Genomic DNA, 20,451 nt, shown 5'->3' with positions numbered 1-20,451 from the left:
AAAAGAAATCAAGCCCAAAGGCTTGAGGAGAGTTATTTCAGCATAAAACGTCTTAAAGCGTCTTCTACTTCTACCGGATTGGATTTAGAAATAAATTCATCTGCATTCAATGAGCGCGCCATATCTTCATTACTGCTTCCACTCATAGAGGAATTGACGACAACAGGAATCTTAGAGGTGAGCGCATTGGCTTTGATTTGTTTAATAACTTCAAACCCGCTTGCCTCTGGCATTTCCAAGTCTGTAATAATAATCCCGATTTTAGAAATATCTGTCCCGTCAGCGAAAACATAATCTAGTAGTTTTTGCCCATTTACAAAAGACTTATGCTCCACACCGATTTTCTTAAGAATGTTTTGCATTGTTCTAATAACACTTGGAGAATCATCTGCGAGTAAAACTTCTTTGCTAGTGATAATCTGCTTAATCTTATTCATTTCATCGTTTTTCTCGGTTTCAATCCAAGGGAATACATCTACAAGCATTTTTTCAATATCCACTACTTGCACTAAACGTCCGTCAAAATAACGCGTTCTGCTGACGAGTTTGCTATTTAATCCAGAATTACCAATTCCTGCACTTTGTTCAATCTCTGTCCATTTTTTGTTTAGGATTCTATCTGCCTCATAGATTTTTACCCCTACCGTCCATTTAGAAAACTCGCAAATCATAATCACTTCGTCATCGCCGGGACTACGTGTAATTGCATAAGGTTCAAGATTTTTAGATTTATCTCTTGAATCATAATAAAACCATTTACGCAAATCAATCAAAGGAATCGTGAGCTCACGAATTGTAATCAGCCCCTCTACCAACGAGCTTCCCTCGTGAGAAACCACCGTGATTTCTCCACGATATTTGACAACTTCACGGATTTTAAACACATTGACTGCATACAAATCTTTATCTTTTTCAAGCCTAAAGCATAAGAGCTGTAATTCGTTGTTTCTGTGTAGATTGGTTATTTGATCAACATTGGATAAATTTGACATTTCCAAACCTTAAATTTAAAAATTTCCACTATTATAACATAAAGCGCATAAAAGTTTTAAATAGTTTTATAATATTCTCTAAAGGATTCGCATTTTTCAAACAATTCCGCTTGCGTTCCATTGGCGATGATTTTTCCATTTTGGAAAAAATAGATTTTTTGCGCTAATGAGACCGTTGAGAATCTATGAGCAATAATAATCACAATCCTATCCGCAAGCAAATTACTTAATGCTTCCCGAAACTCTTCTTCTGTTTTGTTATCTAATGCACTTGTGGCTTCATCTAAAATTAAAATTTCCGGATTCTTATAAAGCGCACGCGCAATGGCGATTCTCTGACGCTGACCCCCGCTTAAATTTGCGCCAAACTCATTTAACATTGTGTGAATACCATTTGGCAGTGATTCCACATATTCCAAGATTCTCGCTTGCTGCAAAGCAATCTTGACTTTTTCTTCGTCCATTTCACTACCATAAGCAATGTTTTGGGCAATACTATCATTAAAAATAAAAATTCTCTGCGTTACAATCGCGATTTTTGAGCGCAAACTCTCTTGTGTAAATTCCTGAATATTTGTCTCATTAATGCTCACTTCTCCACGATTTGGCTCATAAAGACGCAAGAGCAGATTAACCAACGAGCTTTTACCCCCTCCACTACTACCCACAAGTGCGATACTTTCTCCAAGTTTAATTTCTAAATTAATATTGCTTAACGCTTGCTTTTCTTGGTAGAACAAATCCACATTCTTAAATGCAACTTTTTTTATCTGTTCTTTTAAATTTTTTTCTCCATCTTGGATTCTTGGGCGTCTATTCAGCATTTCAAGGATTCTATCACTTGCAGCAAAAGCGATTTGAATTTTACTATAAAGATTGTTTAATGCCTTAAAAGGTGTATAAATCATAAAAAGCGCGGTTACAAAAGAAAAAAATGCCCCTGCAGTAATCTCATCATCAATGACTTTATATCCACCAATCACAATTACGACTGCAATCGCAATCGCACCTATCGTTTCCATTAAAGGTGAAGTGAGTTCAGAAACCCTCACGGTTTTCATTGAAAGTTTAAACCATTCTTTATTCTGATTTGCAAACTGCTGACACTCTATTTTTTCGCCCGCACTCACCTTGATGAGTTCCACATTATTAAAAATCTCAATGAGTTTAGAGGACAAATCTGCATTTTTCTCTTGTAGTTTTTTAGAATTTTTGCGCATACTCTTTGCGATTCTTGAGATAGGATAGAGAGCCAAAGGCATTACAACAAGTCCATAAAACGCTAATTCTGGGCTTTGGTAAATCGTTACACCAATTAACCCAATGATTGTTAATCCGTGTTTAATTGCATCAACAAAATAGTTTGAAACCGCATTTTGTATCGCACCTACATCGCCTATAACGCGTGAGATGAGTTCTCCCTTGCGATAACGATTAAAAAAATCCATTTCAAAAGTCAAGATTCTGCTTAAAAGAATTTCTTTAATTTGGCGCACAATGTCTTGCCCTATGAAATTCATAAAATAACTCTGAATCCACGCCCCCGAACCTTTAGCAAAATATGCCAATACCACCAAAAAGGGCAGAATCTGAAGCATTGTGGTATCTTTTTGAATAAAAATATCATCTAAAACAGGCTTGACAAGATACGCACTTGCAGCAGTTGAGCCTGCAACTAAAATTGTGCCAATCACAGCATAGAGAAAATATAATTTATAATTTTTGACATAAGGAAAAAAATGTTTAAAAAAATTTTTCAAAAACCAACTCCTTTAATTATTTCTATCAAAAAATAATCGTGTCATAATTGACTTTTGGCTGATATTTAATCGGGGACTCATCGGTATAATAAACCCTCTCGCCCTCTACTATGCGACTTTGCACGCCACTAGGTATTGTGAATTTACGTTCCAATCCGGGGTCAATTTCTAGGATTTTATCAAAAAAGTAAGCAAAGGCTGGTGCGGGTGCGATACCTCCCGTCTCACTATGCCCCATAGGCGTATTATCGTCTTTACCATACCATACAATCGCCTCAATACTAGGGGAGAATCCACAAAACCACGCATCTACATTATCGTTTGTTGTCCCTGTTTTCCCTGCTAATTCAATGCCCTCTACTTTTGCGCGTTTTCCTGTGCCTGCATTCACTGCATTTTGCAAAATATCCACAATCAAAAAACTCTGCTTAGGCTTGCTTAACTCACGCTCTTCACCGCTAAAATACGCTATATCTCCCCGCGTATCTACGATTCTATCTATAAGCATTGGGGTGATGACTTTGCCATAATTTGAAAACACCATAAAGTTTTTTGCCATCTCCAATGGAGAAGCCCCAAAACTCCCTAATGAAATCGTCAAATTTTTCGGCACATTTTCAAACCCATACTCTAAGATTTCGTTATAGATTCTATCAAATCCCACTTCTTCCACAAGATTGATTGTTGCTAAATTCAAGGATTTCGTTAAAGCAGTCTTAAGCGAGATGAAACCGCTCAAAGATTTTGCATAATTTTTGGGTTGCCACTTTTTGCGCACATTCCCCACCCTATACTCATAAGTGCGTGCAATGTCTGGAATCTGATAGTTTTGTGCCAATCCCGAATTGATTGCGCTAAGATATAAAAAGGGCTTAACGCTACTGCCAATTTGTCTTTTACTCTGCGTTGCACGAGAAAAATTACTTTTTTGATAATCCACACCCCCAACGAGTGCAAGAATCTTTCCTGTTTTGTTCTCTAGCACGACAAAAGCACCATTTAATTTTTCTTGTAAATCCTTGTCCTCTTTATGCCGTGATAAAATCTGTTCATAGCCAAAATACAATGCCTCTTGTGCAATGTCTTGATAATCCAAATCAATATTTAAATAAATCTTATAACCTGCGGTTTTTAAGTCCTCTAATCCCACTAACTGCCGCTGCACTTCATCTACCACATAGGGTGCGACATTTTGGGTTAATGTATCATTATAGACTTTAGGCTGCTCACTAAGCCCGGAATCTAGCACTTCTTGGGAAATCCAACCCACTTCATACATTCTTTGCAAGACATTGTTTGCGCGTCCTAAAGAGAAATCATAATTTTTTGTCGGGTCATAAAAACTCGGCGCACGTGGCAAAGAAACTAGCATTGCGATTTCTTTTAGCGTCAAATCTTCCATATTTTTACGAAAATACCCAAGTGCTGCGGTTCTGATTCCATAGAATCCGTGCCCGAAATAAGTATGATTCAAATAAACTTCTAGGATTTTTTCTTTGGTCAAGATTGTCTCTAAACGCAATGCCAAAAGAAATTCTTTAATTTTTCTTTCAATCGTTTTTTCACGCGTCAAAGCGATATTTTTAATCAACTGCTGCGTAATTGTACTTCCGCCCTCTGCATAGCGGGCATTTTTAATGTTTTTAAGCATTGCCCTTGCAATCGCATCAACATTCACACCGGGGTGTTCAAAGAATAAAGTATCCTCAATCGCCAAAAGAGCCTCAACTACGCGCGGAGGAATCTCCTCAAAAGTCGCGTAAAATCTAAATTCTTTATCAAAGATATTTGCAATTAATCGTTCCTGCCTATCAAAGATTTGCGTTGCAATTGGTGGCTGATAATGAACGATTTTATCTGTATCGTTACGAATTTCAGAATAGATTTGCACAACAAAAATCACGATTCCAATAGCAAAAACAATCCCAAAAACAGCTAAGATTCTCAAAAAAATTTTTATAAAACTCGCAAACAAACTCATAAATTCCCTAAAAATAAAAACTTTTAGATTTTAACATAGAAATTCTAAAGACGAGTTTTAAGCAATGCAATTCTGTGTCTGATATTGCGGGTTGTCATTGCAAGCCGATTTATCGGTGTGGCAATCTGTTCTACTATCGCCGTCATTGCGAAGCCTTTGTAAAAGGCTGTGGCAATCTATAATGCTACACTTCAGTAAATCAAACAATGGAATCGTAAAATTAAAGGCAAGATTTTAGATTATGGATTGCTTCGTCATTCGCTTACGCTCATTTCTCGCAATGACAGGATTAGAGAATCACAAGTATGCAAGATTATGGATTGTTTCGGCTAAAGCCTCGCAATGACGCGGTGGAAAATGTCATTGCGAGAATGCGTAGCATTCGTGGCAATCCATATATTGCATAGATTCAGTGTCCTACCTCGTCATTGCGCCCTTCCGCAAGGAATCGTGGCAATCCATCACTTGATAAAAAGGCTAAAGAGGCATTAGAAAGTATAGCGCACTTCTAGTTGCAAACGATTTCTGTCTTCAGAATCGGGAGCTGTTGCGGCTAGTTCTGCACCGCCATTTACACTTTTTGGTGTTACATTTTTATCCCTATCAGTCGTGAGCATCGCATAATACGCACTTAGAGTTAGGTTTTTGTTATATTGCCATCGCACGACAGGAGTGATTTCTTGGAAATCAATATCCCCTCTGTTTGTCCCAAGATATTTCAACTCATTTGTCCCATTGACATATTCAATGCCGACATTAAGATTATCCAAAACATCATAATTCAAGCTAGCATAGAAAACACTCAAGGAATTACCTTCAAGCACTCCGGGCATAGATTGTCCCTCAATTGGCAATGTAGAAATGCTCACACCTGTGGCGTTGTTTTCAAACCAAATTTGCCCTACTTTATTAAAGCTTCCCTCATTATCCAAAGAAACCGCATAGGAATCTTTTGTATTGCCCATATAGCCAAGCTTCAAGGCTAAAGGCACTTCATAGTCGTGGAATCTCACGCCTGCTTCCAAAGTATAGAGATCTGCTCCGCCACGTACTCTTCCGACATAAGCTGCTTGCGCAAGCAGATGTTTAGGATCATTGTCTAAATTCGCAAACGCATATTGCCCTGTGATATGGAAAAGGCTGTTATTGAAGCCTAGTTGCAAAAACATTCCGCTATCTAAAATATCATCAATCTTGAATCCCCAAATCTGCCCCTCAATATTTCCCGCACTCGTTTCATAGTTTGCCAATGCTGCAAATGTGTAGAGTGGCTTAGTGATAGAGCCACCATTGTTTGTTCCTGTCGCAGGATCTACATAGCCTGTTTGGAAATCATCAATACTCCAAGAATCAAACGCCCCACCGACAAATGTCCAATGCTCCAAATCCGAATTGACTGCCAAAATCCCTGTTCCTCTATCATCTAGCGGGTCGTTTAGCGGAGTAGTAAGAATCATTTTACCTACTTTGACCGTTGTATTGGTAAAGTCTGGAGTAATGACGGCATTAAACTCTCCTACACCGAAGCTGCTATCTTTACCCGAACCTAGTCCTTTGCCTAAACCCGGAAAATCATTCCCGTGATTCACATTTTGCTCTGGGTTATGGTAGCGCACGCTTAGATTCATAGACACTGCGTCCATTACGGGAGTTTTGAACAATGCCTCCGCACGCCATTGGTGTCTTGCAGCACCTTTATCCGCATTGTTTTTGACATAGTTTCTATCGGTATATCTATCATCTCTGTAACGATAACGCAACATACCGCTGACATCTACGCCCTTGATTGCTTCTTCTAAATCCTGCGCACTTGCAGAGCTTGCGATTCCGCATACTGCGATACAGGCTGCTAAACTAAGTTTTACAAATTTCATTTTGACTCCTTGTTATTGTTAAAGGGTGTGAATTTACTTAAAATTTACTTAAAATTTACTTAAAATTTACGCTTAGGGGGCATCAAAGTAATGGCAATTCGCTTTGACTTTAAATTAAATAAGAAAAAGCGCGAGAGGAACTAGAAGCGGAAGCAAAAAATCTAAAAATCACATTTTATTCTTTTTCCTTTTCAAGTTTATTAATTTCTTTCAAAAATTGTTTCTTGTATTTTTAATCTCAAAATAAAATTCTAATTAACTCATTGCAATATAGCAAGCAGTAAAGAAGTAACAAAAGCCGAACACTGCCGCACTTATCATTAAAATCTCCATTACAACTCTCCTATCTCTTTGATTAATTTCTTAATTTTTACTTGCAATATTATAATACCTATTCTAAGCACTATAACAGCAAAATAAGGTAACAATTAATAAAAGTGCATTGTGGATTCATTGCTTTTTGTAAAAATAAAAGCAATTAGAGCAAGCAAAGAAGTAACTGCATAGTTACGCCAAGTCTTTAGGTCGTCAAGTTCTGCTTTCTTTTTGTCTAATTTACTCATATAGAGATTATATCGCAAGACTAATTAATTTTAATCTGAAAATGCTATAATTCTACTAATAAAGGATACAAGCTATCCGCCACTTATTTCTAAGTGTCTGCTTGTAAGGGATTCCACCCCTTAATCCAAAGAAACAACCTGCGCTAAATCACAAACAAAACAAATGACAATACAAAAACTACTACGAAAGAGCTAATACATTTCAAAGCAAATCTTAACAAAACATAATTTAGCACATCTTGCTAAAACCCTAGCGGATATGGAACAGAGGCTAAAAGCAAAAAGTAGAGTAGAACTAGAAAAAAAGAGAAAAAGATGTTTTTGAAAGATTCAAAATGATTTTTGAGTATTAAGAAAGTATCAATAACAGATTTAATTTACAATGTTATTTTAAGTTTAGTTTAAATTTGAGTGATTTTTTGCTTTGCGATTCTTTTTTATTTCTTTTAAAGAGCTTGTAGAAGCGTATTTATTGCATAAATTAACAACAGAATTGCAAAATGTAAGAAAAGGTGAAATTATAGATTATGGATTGCTTCACTTACGCTTATAATGACGCATGGAAAGCTTTCATAAGCGCATAAGGAGAGATTAAAGCGCAAAATACTTCGCTTCCTTTTGTGGCACAATCAAAGCGGAGGTCGTAGCCTCTGGCGTCATTTGATAAGTTTGACTTAAAGTTATGCCAAATTCCTCTGGATTCAAAAGCCTAAACAGCCCCTCACTCAATGCCAAATCCGGACACGCAGGATAGCCAAAGGAGTATCGCTGCCCGCATTGAGAATCTAGCCCAAGCTCTCTACGAACCCGAATATGCACAAAATCTGCTAATGCTTCTGCTAAATCCATACCCAAAGCATGCACTAAATAATATTTATGGTATTGGGATTCTTGGTATAACTGCTGCTCAAAAGGCGCGAGTTTGTGTCCGCTTGAGACTAAATGCAATGCGCAAATATCGCCTTTGGGATTGAAATAATCCGCAAGACACAAATAAGGCACTTTACGACTTCTTGGAAACAAAAATTCTTCTCTTTTGCTAAAGGTAGAATCCGTGCTTAACTCCAAAATCAAGCCCTCTTCTAAATTCTCTGGCTTCTTTGTGCGCGTGTGGAAATATCCATAAAGCACAATAGGCGCAAAGATTCCTTGCGTGATTAATTCTTGCTTGAGCGTCTCAAACATCGGCTCTAATTCGCGTCTCTTTAACTCCAAATATTCGTCTTTCTTGAGTTTGCTATAACCCCAACGATGCTTAAACAACAAGTCTTTATCAAGAAGTCCGAAGACTTCCTCTATCTCTTTTTCGTTTAAAGACAAGACTTTGCGCCCCAAAAATGGCACTTGATAAGTAGGATATTCAAAGCTTAATTCACATTGTGTCGGCAAGGGTTTAGAATCTTGCACGCTTGTTTTTGCGAGTTTTTGGGCTAAACGCGATTCCTTGCGACTTTCTGCCTCACTCGCCTTTGAATGCGCCCTCTGGCTTGGCAAAGTCAAATCGCTAAAGTCTCCACTCTGAATGATTTGCATTGCCGCCACACTATCAAAGGCGTCTTTACAATAGAAAATAATGCCATCATAATTTGGCTTGCAGTATTCCTCTACAAAATTCCGATTAAGTGCCGCACCGCCGAGCATAATAGGAATCGTGATTCCACGATTTTTAAGCTCCTCTAAGTTTTCTTTCATCACCAAAGTAGATTTGACGAGCAAGCCACTCATTCCGATACAATCTACCTTTCTTGATTCTATGACTTCCAAAAACCGCTCTAATTCCGCCTTGATTCCGATATTAATCACTTCAAAACCATTATTGCTTAAGATAATATCTACTAAATTTTTACCCACATCATGCACATCACCTTTGACCGTGCCAAGCACAATGGTTGTTTTATGCTTGCTTTGTTTTTTGGGTAAAAATTCATTGAGGTAATCTACACTCTTTTTCATCACCTCCGCACTCTGTAAGACAAAAGGCAGCTGCATTTCACCCTTGCCAAACTTCTCGCCTACGACTTTCATCGCGTCAATTAGAATCTCATTGATAATTCTTTCAGGAGAAATGCTTTCTTTTGCTAGGGGCAGAAGTTTTTGCATTGCAGTCAAATCACCATTAATTAAGTATTTAGCGATTCTTTCTTCCTTGCTTAAATTCTCCTCCTCTTTTGTGCTTTGCAACTGCATACCTGCTTTGGATTCAAAATGCTTAATAAACGCATAAAGAGGCTCACTTGTGCGGGAATCGTTAAAAATCAAATCCTCGCAAACTTGAATGTCCTCTTTCTCCATTTGCGCATACGGAATCAAATGCGCGACATTTACAATTGCAGTGCTTAAACCGCTTAAAATAGCGTGGTGCAAGAAGACAGAGTTTAAGCAAATTCTCCCCTCTTTGCTCAAGCCAAAGGAGATATTAGAAAGCCCTAAAGTGCTTCCGGCTTTAGGATAAAGCCTGTGTAGTTCTTGAATCGCTTTGAGCGTCTCTATCCCTGCGGTGAAATATTCCTCATCTCCGCTCCCAATCGTAAAGGTAAGCGTATCAAAAATAATATCCTCTTCCCGCAGTTTATGCACATTTACAGCGCGTTCCATCATTCTTTTAGCACATTCAACTTTGCGCGCAAAAGTCTTGCACATTCCTTGTTCGTCAATGCTCAAACACACAAGCACCGCACCAAATTTTTTTGCTAGTTTCGCGACTTTATCAAACTTCTCTACGCCGTCTTCTAGGTTAGCAGAATTAATAATAGGGCGTCCGCCGATGAGTTTTAAGGCGATTTCTAACGCACTAACTTGCGTGGAATCTGGCATTAGAGGCAAGGGAATATGAGTTGCATAACGCGTAATGAGTTCTCGCATATCACGACTTTCATCTCTCCCTGCAAACGCTACGCTAACATCTAGGCAATGCGCCCCACTACGCACTTGAGCACTTCCGACACCCAATGCCCCTTCATAATCTTCGGCGAGTAGTAACTCACGAAACGCCTTAGAACCTGTGGCATTAGACCTTTCACCAATGAGCAGTGGAGCGGGCTCTTGCTTGAGCTCTAACGCGCCAAAAAGCGAAGCGATGCTCGGCTGATAATTCCCCTTTGGTGGCAAGGGAATCGCATTTTTTGTTTTCTGCACAAGCAATCTAATATGCTCTGGCGTCGTCCCGCAACAACCCCCAAGCAATGCCACTCCGGGAATCTCTAAGAATCCCTTTTCAATCTCGCTAAACTCCTCTGCCTCCATAGGATAGAAAGTTACACCCCCACGATTGCTTGGCAAACCCGCATTGGTATGGATTGAAATAGGGAATTTACACACTTCGCTTAGATGAAGCAGATGCTTGCGCGCCAAATCCGGTCCAAGCCCGCAATTCATTCCCAAAGAAAGCAGTGAAAAAGGCTCTAAAATATGAAAAAGCGTGGTAATGTCTGTGCCGATTAGCATTGCTCCATTGGTTTCAATCGTAACAGACACCATTATAGGAATCTCTGGAGCAATTGCCTCACACGCGTGCAAAGCGGCTTTGATTTGTAAAGGGTCTTGTGCAGTCTCTAGCAAGACAATATCCGCGTTTGCTTCTCTAAATCCCTCTACACATTGACAATATCCTTCAAACATTGTTTCATAATCAATATGCCCCAAACTTGGTAATTTTGTGCCCGGTCCTAAAGAAGCCGCGACAAAAAGCGCGTCCTGCTGATTTTCTAGCGCATTTTTGCGGTAGGATTCCATACAATCTTTTGCGAGCTGAACTCCACGTATTGCAATTTCTTTGCATTGGGATTCTAATCCATACTCCGCCAATACCCAAGGCATTACGCCAAAAGTATTGGTTTTAAGGATATTCGCTCCTGCTTGTAAATAGCTCGTGTGAATCCCTGCAATCACCTCCGAAGCATAGAGATTGAGAGCTTCGGAGCAGCCCTCTAGCTTCTCACCTCGTGCGTTTTCTCCCCAAGTGGGAATGGCTTGCTTTTGAATCTCTGTGCCCATTGCGCCATCAAGAATCAAGACGCGTTTTTTTAATAGTTCTTGAATGCTCAATTTAACGCCTTTTTGTCGCACGACTTAACCATAACCAAAGCCCACCCAACAAGACAACCAAAAACACAGGAGCTAAGGCGGGATAATCCCCTATGAGCTCAAAACCTTTGATGAGGATTCCACCCGAAAAATATCCCAAAACCCCGATGCTTACACTCCAAATCACCGCACCAATCGCATTATAAAGGTTAAATTTCACCAAAGAATAAGAGGTTAGTGCAACCGCAAGCGGCACGAGGGTTTTAAACCCATAAATATATTTTTTGATAACTAAAATCACCGAACCATACTTGCGCATAAGCAAATGCACTAAGGCAAGTTTGCGCCGATGTGTCGCAAGATAGGGCTGCATCATTGCCTTTTGATAACGCGCAAGATAAAAAAGCAACCAATCACCCAAAAAATTTGCCACACCGGCTACTAAGATACTAAGGCTCAAATCCATTTTCCCCGCAAAGCTCAAAATGCTTGCACCCACGAGCGCAATAAATCCTCCCCCTAAGGAATATAAAAATAAAATCGCATAGCCATATTTCGCAATTAAATCTATTGTTTCTTGCATATCTGTCCTTAAGTTCTAGCAATCAGGAATAAAACTTTAGCAAAATTTTTCTTTTTTGTAGTAGATTCTGCTTATTTTTATGGCTTTAAAAAACAAAAATACAAAATCTTATCCTTTAAGATTCCATTAATTAGTTTGATGAATATATTAAGATTATGGATTGCTTCGCTTTTGCAGTCCTCGCAAGGACGCACTACTTTTGCGCTTTTAGAGTTAAAAACGAAAGTTTTTATTCAATCATAATTAAACAAAAACTTTGTAGAATTGCGCAAATTTTATTCTCAAGGATTCATCTTATGGAAAAACCTGTGGCTAGCAAAGAAGCAATTAAGCAATTTTTTGATTTTTGTAAAGAAAATGAAGTAGAGTTTATTGACTTCCGCGTTACAGACATCAAAGGCGTTTGGCATCATTTTTCTTTCAGTGCAAGCTCTATTGATGAAAGTAGTTTTGAGGGGATTCCATTTGATGGAAGCTCTTTTCCTGCGTGGCAACCCGTAAATAAATCAGATATGATTCTAATCCCAGACCCTGTGCGTTATTTCATTGACCCTTTTACTGCGGATACGACGGTGGTAGTGTTTTGTGATGTGTGGGATATTTATGAAAACAAACCTTACGACAAATGCCCACGTAGCATTGTCAAACGCGCGGTAAAACACCTACAAACAAGCGGAATCGGGGATATAGCTTATTTTGGTCCTGAAAATGAATTTTTTATCTTTGATTCTATTAAGATGAAAGATTCTGTAAATTGTCAATATTATGAAATTGATACCGAAGAGGGAGAATGGAATCGCTCTAAAGAATATGAGGGGGTGAATCTTGGACATCGTCCGGGCACAAAAGGAGGCTATTTTCCTGTCGCACCGGTGGATTCTATGGTAGATTTACGCGCAGAAATTGTCAAAGTGCTAAACCAAGTAGGCTTGGAGACTTTTATCGTGCATCACGAAGTGGCGCAAGGGCAAGGCGAAGTGGGGATAAAATTTGGAGATATGCTAGAGGCAGCAGACAATGTCCAAAAGCTCAAATATGTCGTCAAAATGGTTGCCCACCTTAATGGCAAAACAGCGACTTTTATGCCAAAACCACTTTATGGCGATAATGGAAGCGGAATGCACACGCATATCAGCATTTGGAAAAATGGAAAAAATCTTTTCGCAGGAGACGCTTATGAGGGCTTAAGCGAAATGGCAATGCACTTCTTGGGCGGTGTCTTGAAACACGCAAGAAGCATTGCAGCTTTTACCAATGCCTCCACTAACTCCTACAAGCGATTGATTCCGGGGTTTGAAGCACCAAGCATTTTAACTTACTCCGCACAGAATCGCAGTGCAAGCATTAGGATTCCTTATAATAGCGGAGAAAAAGCAAAAAGAATGGAATTTCGCTTCCCCGATAGCTCAAGCAATCCCTACCTAGCCTTTGCAGCACTTCTAATGGGTGGCTTAGATGGAATCATCAATAAAACAAACCCCGGTGCTCCTATGGAAGTGAATCTCTTTGAACTCACCCTAGATGAGATTCGTGAAAAAGGCATTAAACAACTTCCACACACTCTAAGAAGTGCGATAGAAGAAATGCTATTGGATAAAGAATTTTTCAAAGCAGGCAAAGTCTTCACTGAAGATTTCATTCAGACTTACAAGCAATACAAATTTGAAACCGAAATTTGGCCCTGGGAAGCACGTCCGCATCCTTTTGAATTTATCACAACTTATAGCTGCTAAGATAATCTTGAATATGGCTTGCAATTCTGTTAAATTGCAAGCCACAACACCAATCAAAATCATCGCGATAAAGATTTCATCATAAACTTTTCCTATCAAGTCAATTTTATTTTAAAATATCTAAAATTTTGTTATAATAAAAAATTCTATCATTTTAATTTTTAGGGATTTAATATGGAGTCTTCAACCATCAAACTTCTAAGTAACTATATGCCAATGGTTCAACGTTATGAATCTCAATTTGCGTCATTCAACAACCTACTTAGCAAAACGACATTAACAGGAAAAATCAGCTCACTTGATATTGCGGAAAACCTCTTTACTTATATGGAAGAGACGCAAGAAAAGTTTGAAAATCTTCAAGATAAACTCATTGAAACCATATTAGAGCAAAACTTTTTCAATTCCTATGAAGAGGCGGACACTTCAGTCAAAATTGTTTCTGAAATTTTAAAATTCTATTTTCATAATCGCCACGAAGACATTTTGCAACTCGCAAACAGCAGGCATTTACTAAACTTATGCCTAGAATTTGATTCCCATAAAGGTAAAGACCCAGAAAAATCCAAAGCAGCCTTAGAAACGATTACCTCTTATCTTAAAAAATTTGGTTCTAATAGTACATTATATAAAGATATATTGCTTTATGAAAATGATGGTTCGCTTTTGCAAACGATTGATTTAGGACAAAAATACGCTATTGCCTATAAAACCAAATTAGCATCTGTCCTCGAAGCGCACAAGTTGGAAAGCTATGGAGAATTTTACCAAAAGGTTGATTTCTATAACACCAAAGAACAAGAGCAAGAAAGAACAGAATTTTTCTTTGTCGTGCCTTTGCGCCAAAGCAAAGAGCAAGCACCCATTATCACATTGGTTTTAGTTATTAATTTTCAAGAAGAATACAAAACAATCCTTGAAAGTTTCCCCTATCGTTTGCCACAATCCAACCTTATTATCATTGATTCTAAAAATCATATTTTGTTTTCCGATAATACGCGTGTATTTCCAAATGGGCAATTACTCAATCTTGCAGAGCACAAAGACTATACCTTTTTAGAATATCGTTCTAAAGCTTGTATGGTTGCATTACGAGAAATTGGAAACATAGGCGGCTTTACAAGCATTGCTGAACAATGGCGTATTTGTAGAATCGTGCCGCTTTACATTGCGTTTGACACCAAAAAACAAACCAATCATAAAATTGACCCCTTTTTATTGGAAAATTCTTTATTGGTTACAAAAGACTTGGATATGGTGATTGCAGAAAGCGAGAATATCAACGAGGAATTGGGAGATGTTGTTATTAATGGTGAAATCATTGCGTCTAAAAGCCACTCCTATGCGCTCAATCCGATTCTAAACAATATCCGAATCCTAAGCGAAGAAATGAATACACTCTGTGTCCAATCTACAGAAGAGCTACAAAAAGGAATTTATAATGCGCTCTTTAATGTCATTAGCTATTATTCTCAATACTCTGTGCTAATGATGGATAGCCTCTTTAAAGAATGCGGCAAGGATTCCAATTGGATAAAAAACGAAACAGAATTTAAAGCTTATTTGAGCGAACACGCACAAGGGAATCTCACACCTGAAACACTTACAAACACAAAAACACTTTTAGAGCATTTAAAAGAAACATTTAGAAACTTTTATAATATCATTTTGTTTGATAAAGAGGGTAATACCTTGCAAAACGCTTTAGACGATGCACAATATAATGCAAAAAAAGTTAGCATTATTGACCGCCTTAGTAGCAATACTGATAACCTCATCACCTCAAACTATGAACCCACAATCTTCTATGACAACAAAAAAACATTCCTTTTCTATAATGTTATCAAAGGGGAAAATAATCGCTTCTTGGGTGGTTTGCTTTATGTTTTGGATTCCAATAAAATTCAAGAATTTTTAACTAATGCTTTGCCTAAAGAAGATTCTGCGGTTTTATCAGATAAAAGTGAAATCTTTGGCGTTGCATTTGATAGTCAAAAAAATATCCTAGCAACTACAAAAGAGGATTTTAATTTTGAAAACTATAATTTAACTGAAAAATTTGACTTCAAAAATTTAAAAAGTTTCAAAAAAATTATTCCGATTGGACAAAAACATTATTTGATTTGTAGCGAAGTATGTAACCCTGCCCAAAGTGCTTTTACCGAATACACAAAACGTTCGCTTTATGTAATGATTTTTGTTGCAGTTAAAGAACAAGTTGAAGAATATCCACAAGTCGCACAACAACCCGCAGCAGAAGCTCCTAAAGACCAATAATTAGCGAGATTCTATCTCGCAATCTTAATCAATCTTTAGCACTGCTAAGAAAGCTTCTTGTGGCAAAGCAACTTTACCAATAGCTTTCATACGTTTTTTGCCTTCCTTTTGCTTTTCTAGTAGCTTGCGCTTACGCGTAATATCCCCTCCATAGCATTTTGCTGTAACATTCTTACCCATTGACTTGACGGTCTCGCGCGCAATGATTTTATTGCCTATGCTTGCTTGAATCGCCACTTCAAAGAGCTGACGCGGAATCATCTCTTTCATTGCCTCCACCAATTCCTTACCGCGTTCATAGGCTTTGGATTTTGGCACAATGATACTAAGCGCATCTACAATCTCATTAGCAACACGAATATCCAGCTTCACCAAATCCCCCTCTTGATAATCAATAGGTTCATAATCAAAACTCGCATAGCCTTTGGTGCAAGATTTTAATTTATCATAAAAGTCCATTACGATTTCATTTGTTGGAATCCAATACTCTAGCAAAACACGCGTTTCTTGCAAATATTCCATTTTCTTTTGGATTCCACGTCTTTTGTTTAGAAGCGTAATGATATTGCCTAAAAATTCGCTAGGGACAATAATCGTTGCACGTACATAAGGCTCTTTAATCTGTGCGATTTTTTGTTCTGGTGGCAATTCACTTGGATTTTGAATATAAACAATCTCACCATTGGTTTGACTCACTTCATAAACAACCGTTGGTGCAGTCGCAATCAAATCAAGCCCAAACTCGCGTTCTAGCCGTTCCTTGACTACTTCCATATGCAAAAGACCCAAAAACCCAATGCGGAATCCAAAACCCAATGCGACAGAAGTTTCAGGCTCATAAGTGAGGCTAGAATCATTCAGCTTTAATTTGTCTAGTGCATCACGTAAATCTTCAAACTTGTCTGTATCAATCGGATAAATCCCTGCAAATACAAAAGGTTTTGCCGGCTCAAATCCAGCCACAGGCTCTTTTGTGCGCACCTTAAAGTCTGTCATCGTGTCGCCCACTGCAATATCTGTTACATTTTTAAGCCCCAAAATCACGATTCCAATCTCTCCGCTTTGAATCACTTTTGTTTTTTCTTGATGCAAAGGGTGAGGATACATCAACCCTAACACCTCGTGATTCTTCCCACTGCCCATAATATAAAGATTCTGCCCCACCTTAATACTTCCTTCAAACACACGCACAAGCGCAAGTGCTCCTAAATAATTATCAAACCAAGAATCATAAATCAATGCCTTAGTGGGAGCATTCACATCGCCACTTGGAGCTGGGATTTTTTCTACAATCGTATTTAATAACTCCGTGATTCCAATGTTTGCCTTGGCACTTACCTGCAAAATATTGGAACAATCCAATCCTATGGTTTGTTCAATCTCACTTGTTACGCGTTCAACATTCGCAGCAGGCAAATCAATTTTGTTTAGCACAGGGATAATCTCAAGGTTATTTTCTAGCGCAATATACACATTTGCAATCGTTTGCGCCTCCACTCCTTGACTTGCATCTACAACAAGCAATGCCCCCTCGCAAGACGCAAGAGAACGCGAAACTTCATAGCTAAAATCCACGTGTCCGGGCGTATCAATGAGATTCAAGATATAATTTTCGCCTTTATAATGGTAGTTTAAACGTACACTTTGAGCTTTGATTGTGATTCCACGTTCTTTTTCAATCTCCATTGTGTCCATTACCTGTGCGCTCATTTCCCGCGCACTAATTGCGCCGCAAGCTTGGATTAAACAATCCGCTAGAGTAGATTTTCCGTGGTCTATATGCGCAATGATAGAGAAATTACGAATCTTTTGTGCCGCGTCCATTAAAATTTAACCTTCAATCATCAATATTAAAGCCAAAATCTTAGCAAATTTACACTTAATATTTTTGGCTATGCTATAATTTGGGCTTTGATTTTTATCTCAAGGCGTTTTATGAAAATTCTTGATTTTTTAACCAAACCGCTAGACTTCATCACTAAATATTTTAAAGCATTGGTATTTTTACTCGTGATTGTTTTGATTTTTATGCCTAAAGACGACTTGCCATTAGAAGACGCAAATGTCGCTAGAATCAATTTATATGGCGCGATTCTACAAAGTGATAGCTTCTTAGAGGAATTAAAAAAACTAGAACAAATTCCAAATCTCAAAGGAATCTTGCTTGTTATTGACTCACCCGGAGGCGCGATTGCCCCAAGTGTAGAAATCTCTGAAACTATTAAACGTATCAATGCAAAAACTCCTATCATCGCCTATGCACAAGGTGTAATGGCAAGTGGAAGCTATCTAGCCGGCGTTTGGGCGGATTCTATTGTAGCCAATCGTGGCGCACTTTTAGGCTCTATTGGCGTGATTATCAATGGAGCAGATATTAGCGAATTAGCGGATAAGTTAGGAATCAAGCCACAAACTCTTAAGGCAGGAATCTATAAGGAAGCGGGCACTTTTATGCGTCCTTGGACAAAAGACGAAGAAACAATGCTCCAAGATTTAGTCTATGAACAATATCAAATGTTTGTAGAGGAAGTCGCGACTGCGCGTAAGATTCCATCACAAAAAGAACCAAATTTCGCACAAGGCAGAATCCTAAGTGCTCAAAGTGCGCTAGAACTTGGTTTGATTGATAAAGTCGGTAATCTTGACGATGCACAAAACTTACTCTTCCAAAAAGCCAATATCACAAACCCCAAATGGCACAAAGAAGAAAAAGATAAAATTGACATTTATTTAGAAAAAATCTTTGGAGAAAATCTCGCACTTGGCGTGCAAAATGGAATCGTGCTTGCGTTAGAACAATTCTCTAAAATTTGGCTAAAGGGAAATGAATGCAAATTATACTAAAGATTCAGACACCAGACCAAAAAGGCTTGATTGCAGAGATTACGCGCGTGATTTTTGAATTAAATTTAAATATCCTCAAAAATGACGAATTTGTAGATAAGGAAAATAATATTTTCTTTATGCGTTCTGAAATAGAGGGAAACTGCGAGATAGAATCCTTAAGGGCGAAAATTTGCTCCCTACTCTCTCCGCAAGCCCATATAGAGGCTTTTGAAGCCAAACGCAAAAAAATCGTAATCCTCTGTACCAAAGAGAATCACTGCTTAGGGGATTTACTGATTCGCTACGATAGCGGCGAGCTTAACGCAGATATTTTGGCAATCATTTCTAATTACACACTCTTAGAGCCATTATGCCACAAGTTTAACCTGCCGTTTTTTTGTATTCCAAGTGAGAATCTTACAAGAGAAGAGCACGAAACAAAGGTATTAGAAGTTCTAGAAAGATTCCCAAGTGATTATATTGTGCTCGCAAAATATATGCGAATCTTAAGTCCAAAATTTGTCCAAAAATTTGAGGGCAAGATTATCAATATCCACCATAGCTTTCTTCCCGCATTCATTGGGGCAAATCCTTACAAACAAGCTTATGAACGTGGCGTGAAAATCATCGGGGCTACGGCGCATTTTGTCAATAACGCACTTGATGAGGGACCTATTATCTATCAAGACATTACCAAAGTAAGCCACGCGATGAGTTGGAAAGAGATGCAAAAAAGCGGACGCGATGTAGAAAAAATCGTGCTCGCTAAAGCACTCAATCTCGCCCTAGAGGAAAAGATTTTCGTTTATAATAATAAAACCATTGTTTTTTGATTCACAAAAGCTAAAAGATTCTAGCTTGGAATCTCAAAACAGGCTCAAACTTTTGCTTTGATTCTGTAATTGTATGTCAGAAAAAATTTCTTTTTCCAAATAAAACCACTCTAAATCAGACGGGATAGACGAATCTCGCAAAGATTGCCCACCACTACTTTCTCCAGCACTTTGTAATGAGCGCGCACTATATCCCGCAATCTCACCACCTTTCATAAAATACGCCGTTATTCCCGCACCAATCCCAGCACCTAGCAAGAATGCATCTGTTTTGGGTGAAATACACCCGCCAAAAAACATTGCAACACACGCGAGGTAACCAAAAATAAACAATTTCTTGAGGGTTTTTTGTTTCATTGTCTGCCTTTTTCTAAAATAGAATTCTGCAATTCTCTAAGCACACTTTATTCCAAAATTGGATAGAATCGCAAAATTCTGACAAAAACAAATAAAAAGGCAAGATTTAGCAATGTTTGGAATGGGATTTTTTGAAATTTTAATGATTGCAGTGGTAGCAATTATTTTTTTAGGACCAGAGAAACTACCCAAAGCCCTAGTGGATATGGCAAAATTCTTTAGAGCTGTCAAAAAAACAATGGACGAAGCAAAGGAAAGCTTAGAACGTGAAGTTAATCTAAGCAAAATCAAAGAAGAAGCCCTTGCTTACAAAAATAGCCTCACGCAAGAAGTCCAAACTCTAAGCAAGGATTTAGAGTTAAAAGAGCTCAATTTAGACCTTGAAGAAAGTCTTTTAGAGCCTAAAAAATCTCCAAATTCAAGTGAGAATCCTATACAAACCCCCATTTCCACACAAAATCTACAAGATTCTGCACCCCAAGCAGATTCCACACTCGCAGAATCTCATACTAATGCGTCATCAAAAAGAGAAATTCAACTCCATAAAAACGACAAGACCACTTTGAGTTTTGGTGCAAATCTCACACCCTCGCAAACTCAAGAAGCCCAAAATGACGCATCCCAATCTAGTTCAAAGCCTAAGGAATAA

General features: G+C 38.3%; 13 protein-coding genes. 5 read left to right on the top strand and 8 right to left on the bottom strand.

Annotated features, from left to right (window positions below):
• Positions 1–32: 32 nt before the first annotated feature.
• The 6 genes from HDT10_RS00305 to HDT10_RS00280 form a co-directional block, all read right to left on the bottom strand.
• Positions 33–992: a chemotaxis protein gene (locus HDT10_RS00305; protein ID WP_290878728.1), complete on the bottom strand. Its 960-nt coding sequence runs from the start codon at positions 990–992 to the stop codon at positions 33–35.
• Between the two features lie 56 nt (positions 993–1,048).
• Positions 1,049–2,752 carry an ABC transporter ATP-binding protein gene (locus HDT10_RS00300; protein ID WP_290878726.1) on the bottom strand — a complete coding sequence of 568 codons (1,704 nt, stop codon included), beginning with the start codon at positions 2,750–2,752 and terminating at the stop codon, positions 1,049–1,051.
• A 25-nt stretch (positions 2,753–2,777) separates the two neighbouring features.
• On the bottom strand, positions 2,778–4,733 hold the full coding sequence (locus HDT10_RS00295) for a penicillin-binding protein 1A (protein ID WP_290878724.1): 1,956 nt from the start codon (positions 4,731–4,733) through the stop codon (positions 2,778–2,780).
• 488 nt (positions 4,734–5,221) lie between these two features.
• Complete coding sequence (locus HDT10_RS00290) at positions 5,222–6,607, bottom strand: major outer membrane protein (RefSeq protein WP_290878722.1); 1,386 nt, start codon at positions 6,605–6,607, stop codon at positions 5,222–5,224.
• Between the two features lie 1,154 nt (positions 6,608–7,761).
• Positions 7,762–11,214, bottom strand: a complete 3,453-nt coding sequence (locus tag HDT10_RS00285) for a homocysteine S-methyltransferase family protein (protein WP_290878720.1) — start codon at positions 11,212–11,214, stop codon at positions 7,762–7,764.
• 1 nt (position 11,215) lies between these two features.
• Complete coding sequence (locus HDT10_RS00280) at positions 11,216–11,776, bottom strand: DedA family protein (protein ID WP_290878718.1); 561 nt, start codon at positions 11,774–11,776, stop codon at positions 11,216–11,218.
• Between the two features lie 296 nt (positions 11,777–12,072).
• Here HDT10_RS00280 and glnA point away from each other — a divergent pair, with 296 nt between their 5' ends.
• Together glnA and HDT10_RS00270 are read left to right on the top strand one after the other, a co-directional pair.
• Positions 12,073–13,509 carry a type I glutamate--ammonia ligase gene (gene glnA / locus HDT10_RS00275; protein ID WP_290878716.1) on the top strand — a complete coding sequence of 479 codons (1,437 nt, stop codon included), beginning with the start codon at positions 12,073–12,075 and terminating at the stop codon, positions 13,507–13,509.
• A 174-nt stretch (positions 13,510–13,683) separates the two neighbouring features.
• Complete coding sequence (locus tag HDT10_RS00270; protein WP_290878714.1) at positions 13,684–15,786, top strand: hypothetical protein; 2,103 nt, start codon at positions 13,684–13,686, stop codon at positions 15,784–15,786.
• A 24-nt stretch (positions 15,787–15,810) separates the two neighbouring features.
• Here the strand turns inward: HDT10_RS00270 and lepA are convergent, their stop codons facing one another.
• A complete protein-coding gene (gene lepA / locus HDT10_RS00265; protein ID WP_290878713.1) occupies positions 15,811–17,610 on the bottom strand; it encodes a translation elongation factor 4 in 1,800 nt (599 codons plus the stop codon).
• Between the two features lie 111 nt (positions 17,611–17,721).
• On the opposite strand from lepA, the gene sppA reads away from it, so the two are divergent.
• The gene (gene sppA / locus HDT10_RS00260; protein ID WP_290878712.1) at positions 17,722–18,630 is read left to right on the top strand and encodes a signal peptide peptidase SppA; all 909 of its coding nucleotides are present in this window, start codon (positions 17,722–17,724) and stop codon (positions 18,628–18,630) included.
• Positions 18,615–19,445 (top strand): formyltetrahydrofolate deformylase, encoded by an 831-nt coding sequence (purU, locus tag HDT10_RS00255; RefSeq protein WP_290878711.1) that lies wholly within the window; start codon positions 18,615–18,617, stop codon positions 19,443–19,445. The genes sppA and purU overlap by 16 nt, the downstream gene beginning before the upstream one ends.
• A 33-nt stretch (positions 19,446–19,478) precedes the next feature.
• On the opposite strand, the gene HDT10_RS00250 is transcribed toward purU, so the two are convergent.
• On the bottom strand, positions 19,479–19,802 hold the full coding sequence (locus HDT10_RS00250) for a hypothetical protein (protein WP_290878709.1): 324 nt from the start codon (positions 19,800–19,802) through the stop codon (positions 19,479–19,481).
• 112 nt (positions 19,803–19,914) lie between these two features.
• Here HDT10_RS00250 and tatB point away from each other — a divergent pair, with 112 nt between their 5' ends.
• The gene (gene tatB / locus HDT10_RS00245) at positions 19,915–20,451 is read left to right on the top strand and encodes a Sec-independent protein translocase protein TatB (protein WP_290878707.1); all 537 of its coding nucleotides are present in this window, start codon (positions 19,915–19,917) and stop codon (positions 20,449–20,451) included.

This window comes from Helicobacter sp., assembly GCF_014799995.1.
In the GTDB taxonomy this organism is placed as follows: Bacteria; Campylobacterota; Campylobacteria; order Campylobacterales; family Helicobacteraceae; genus Helicobacter_D.
The sequence above is the reverse complement of the archived record's forward strand: the minus strand, read 5'-3'. Positions and strand labels throughout refer to the sequence as shown.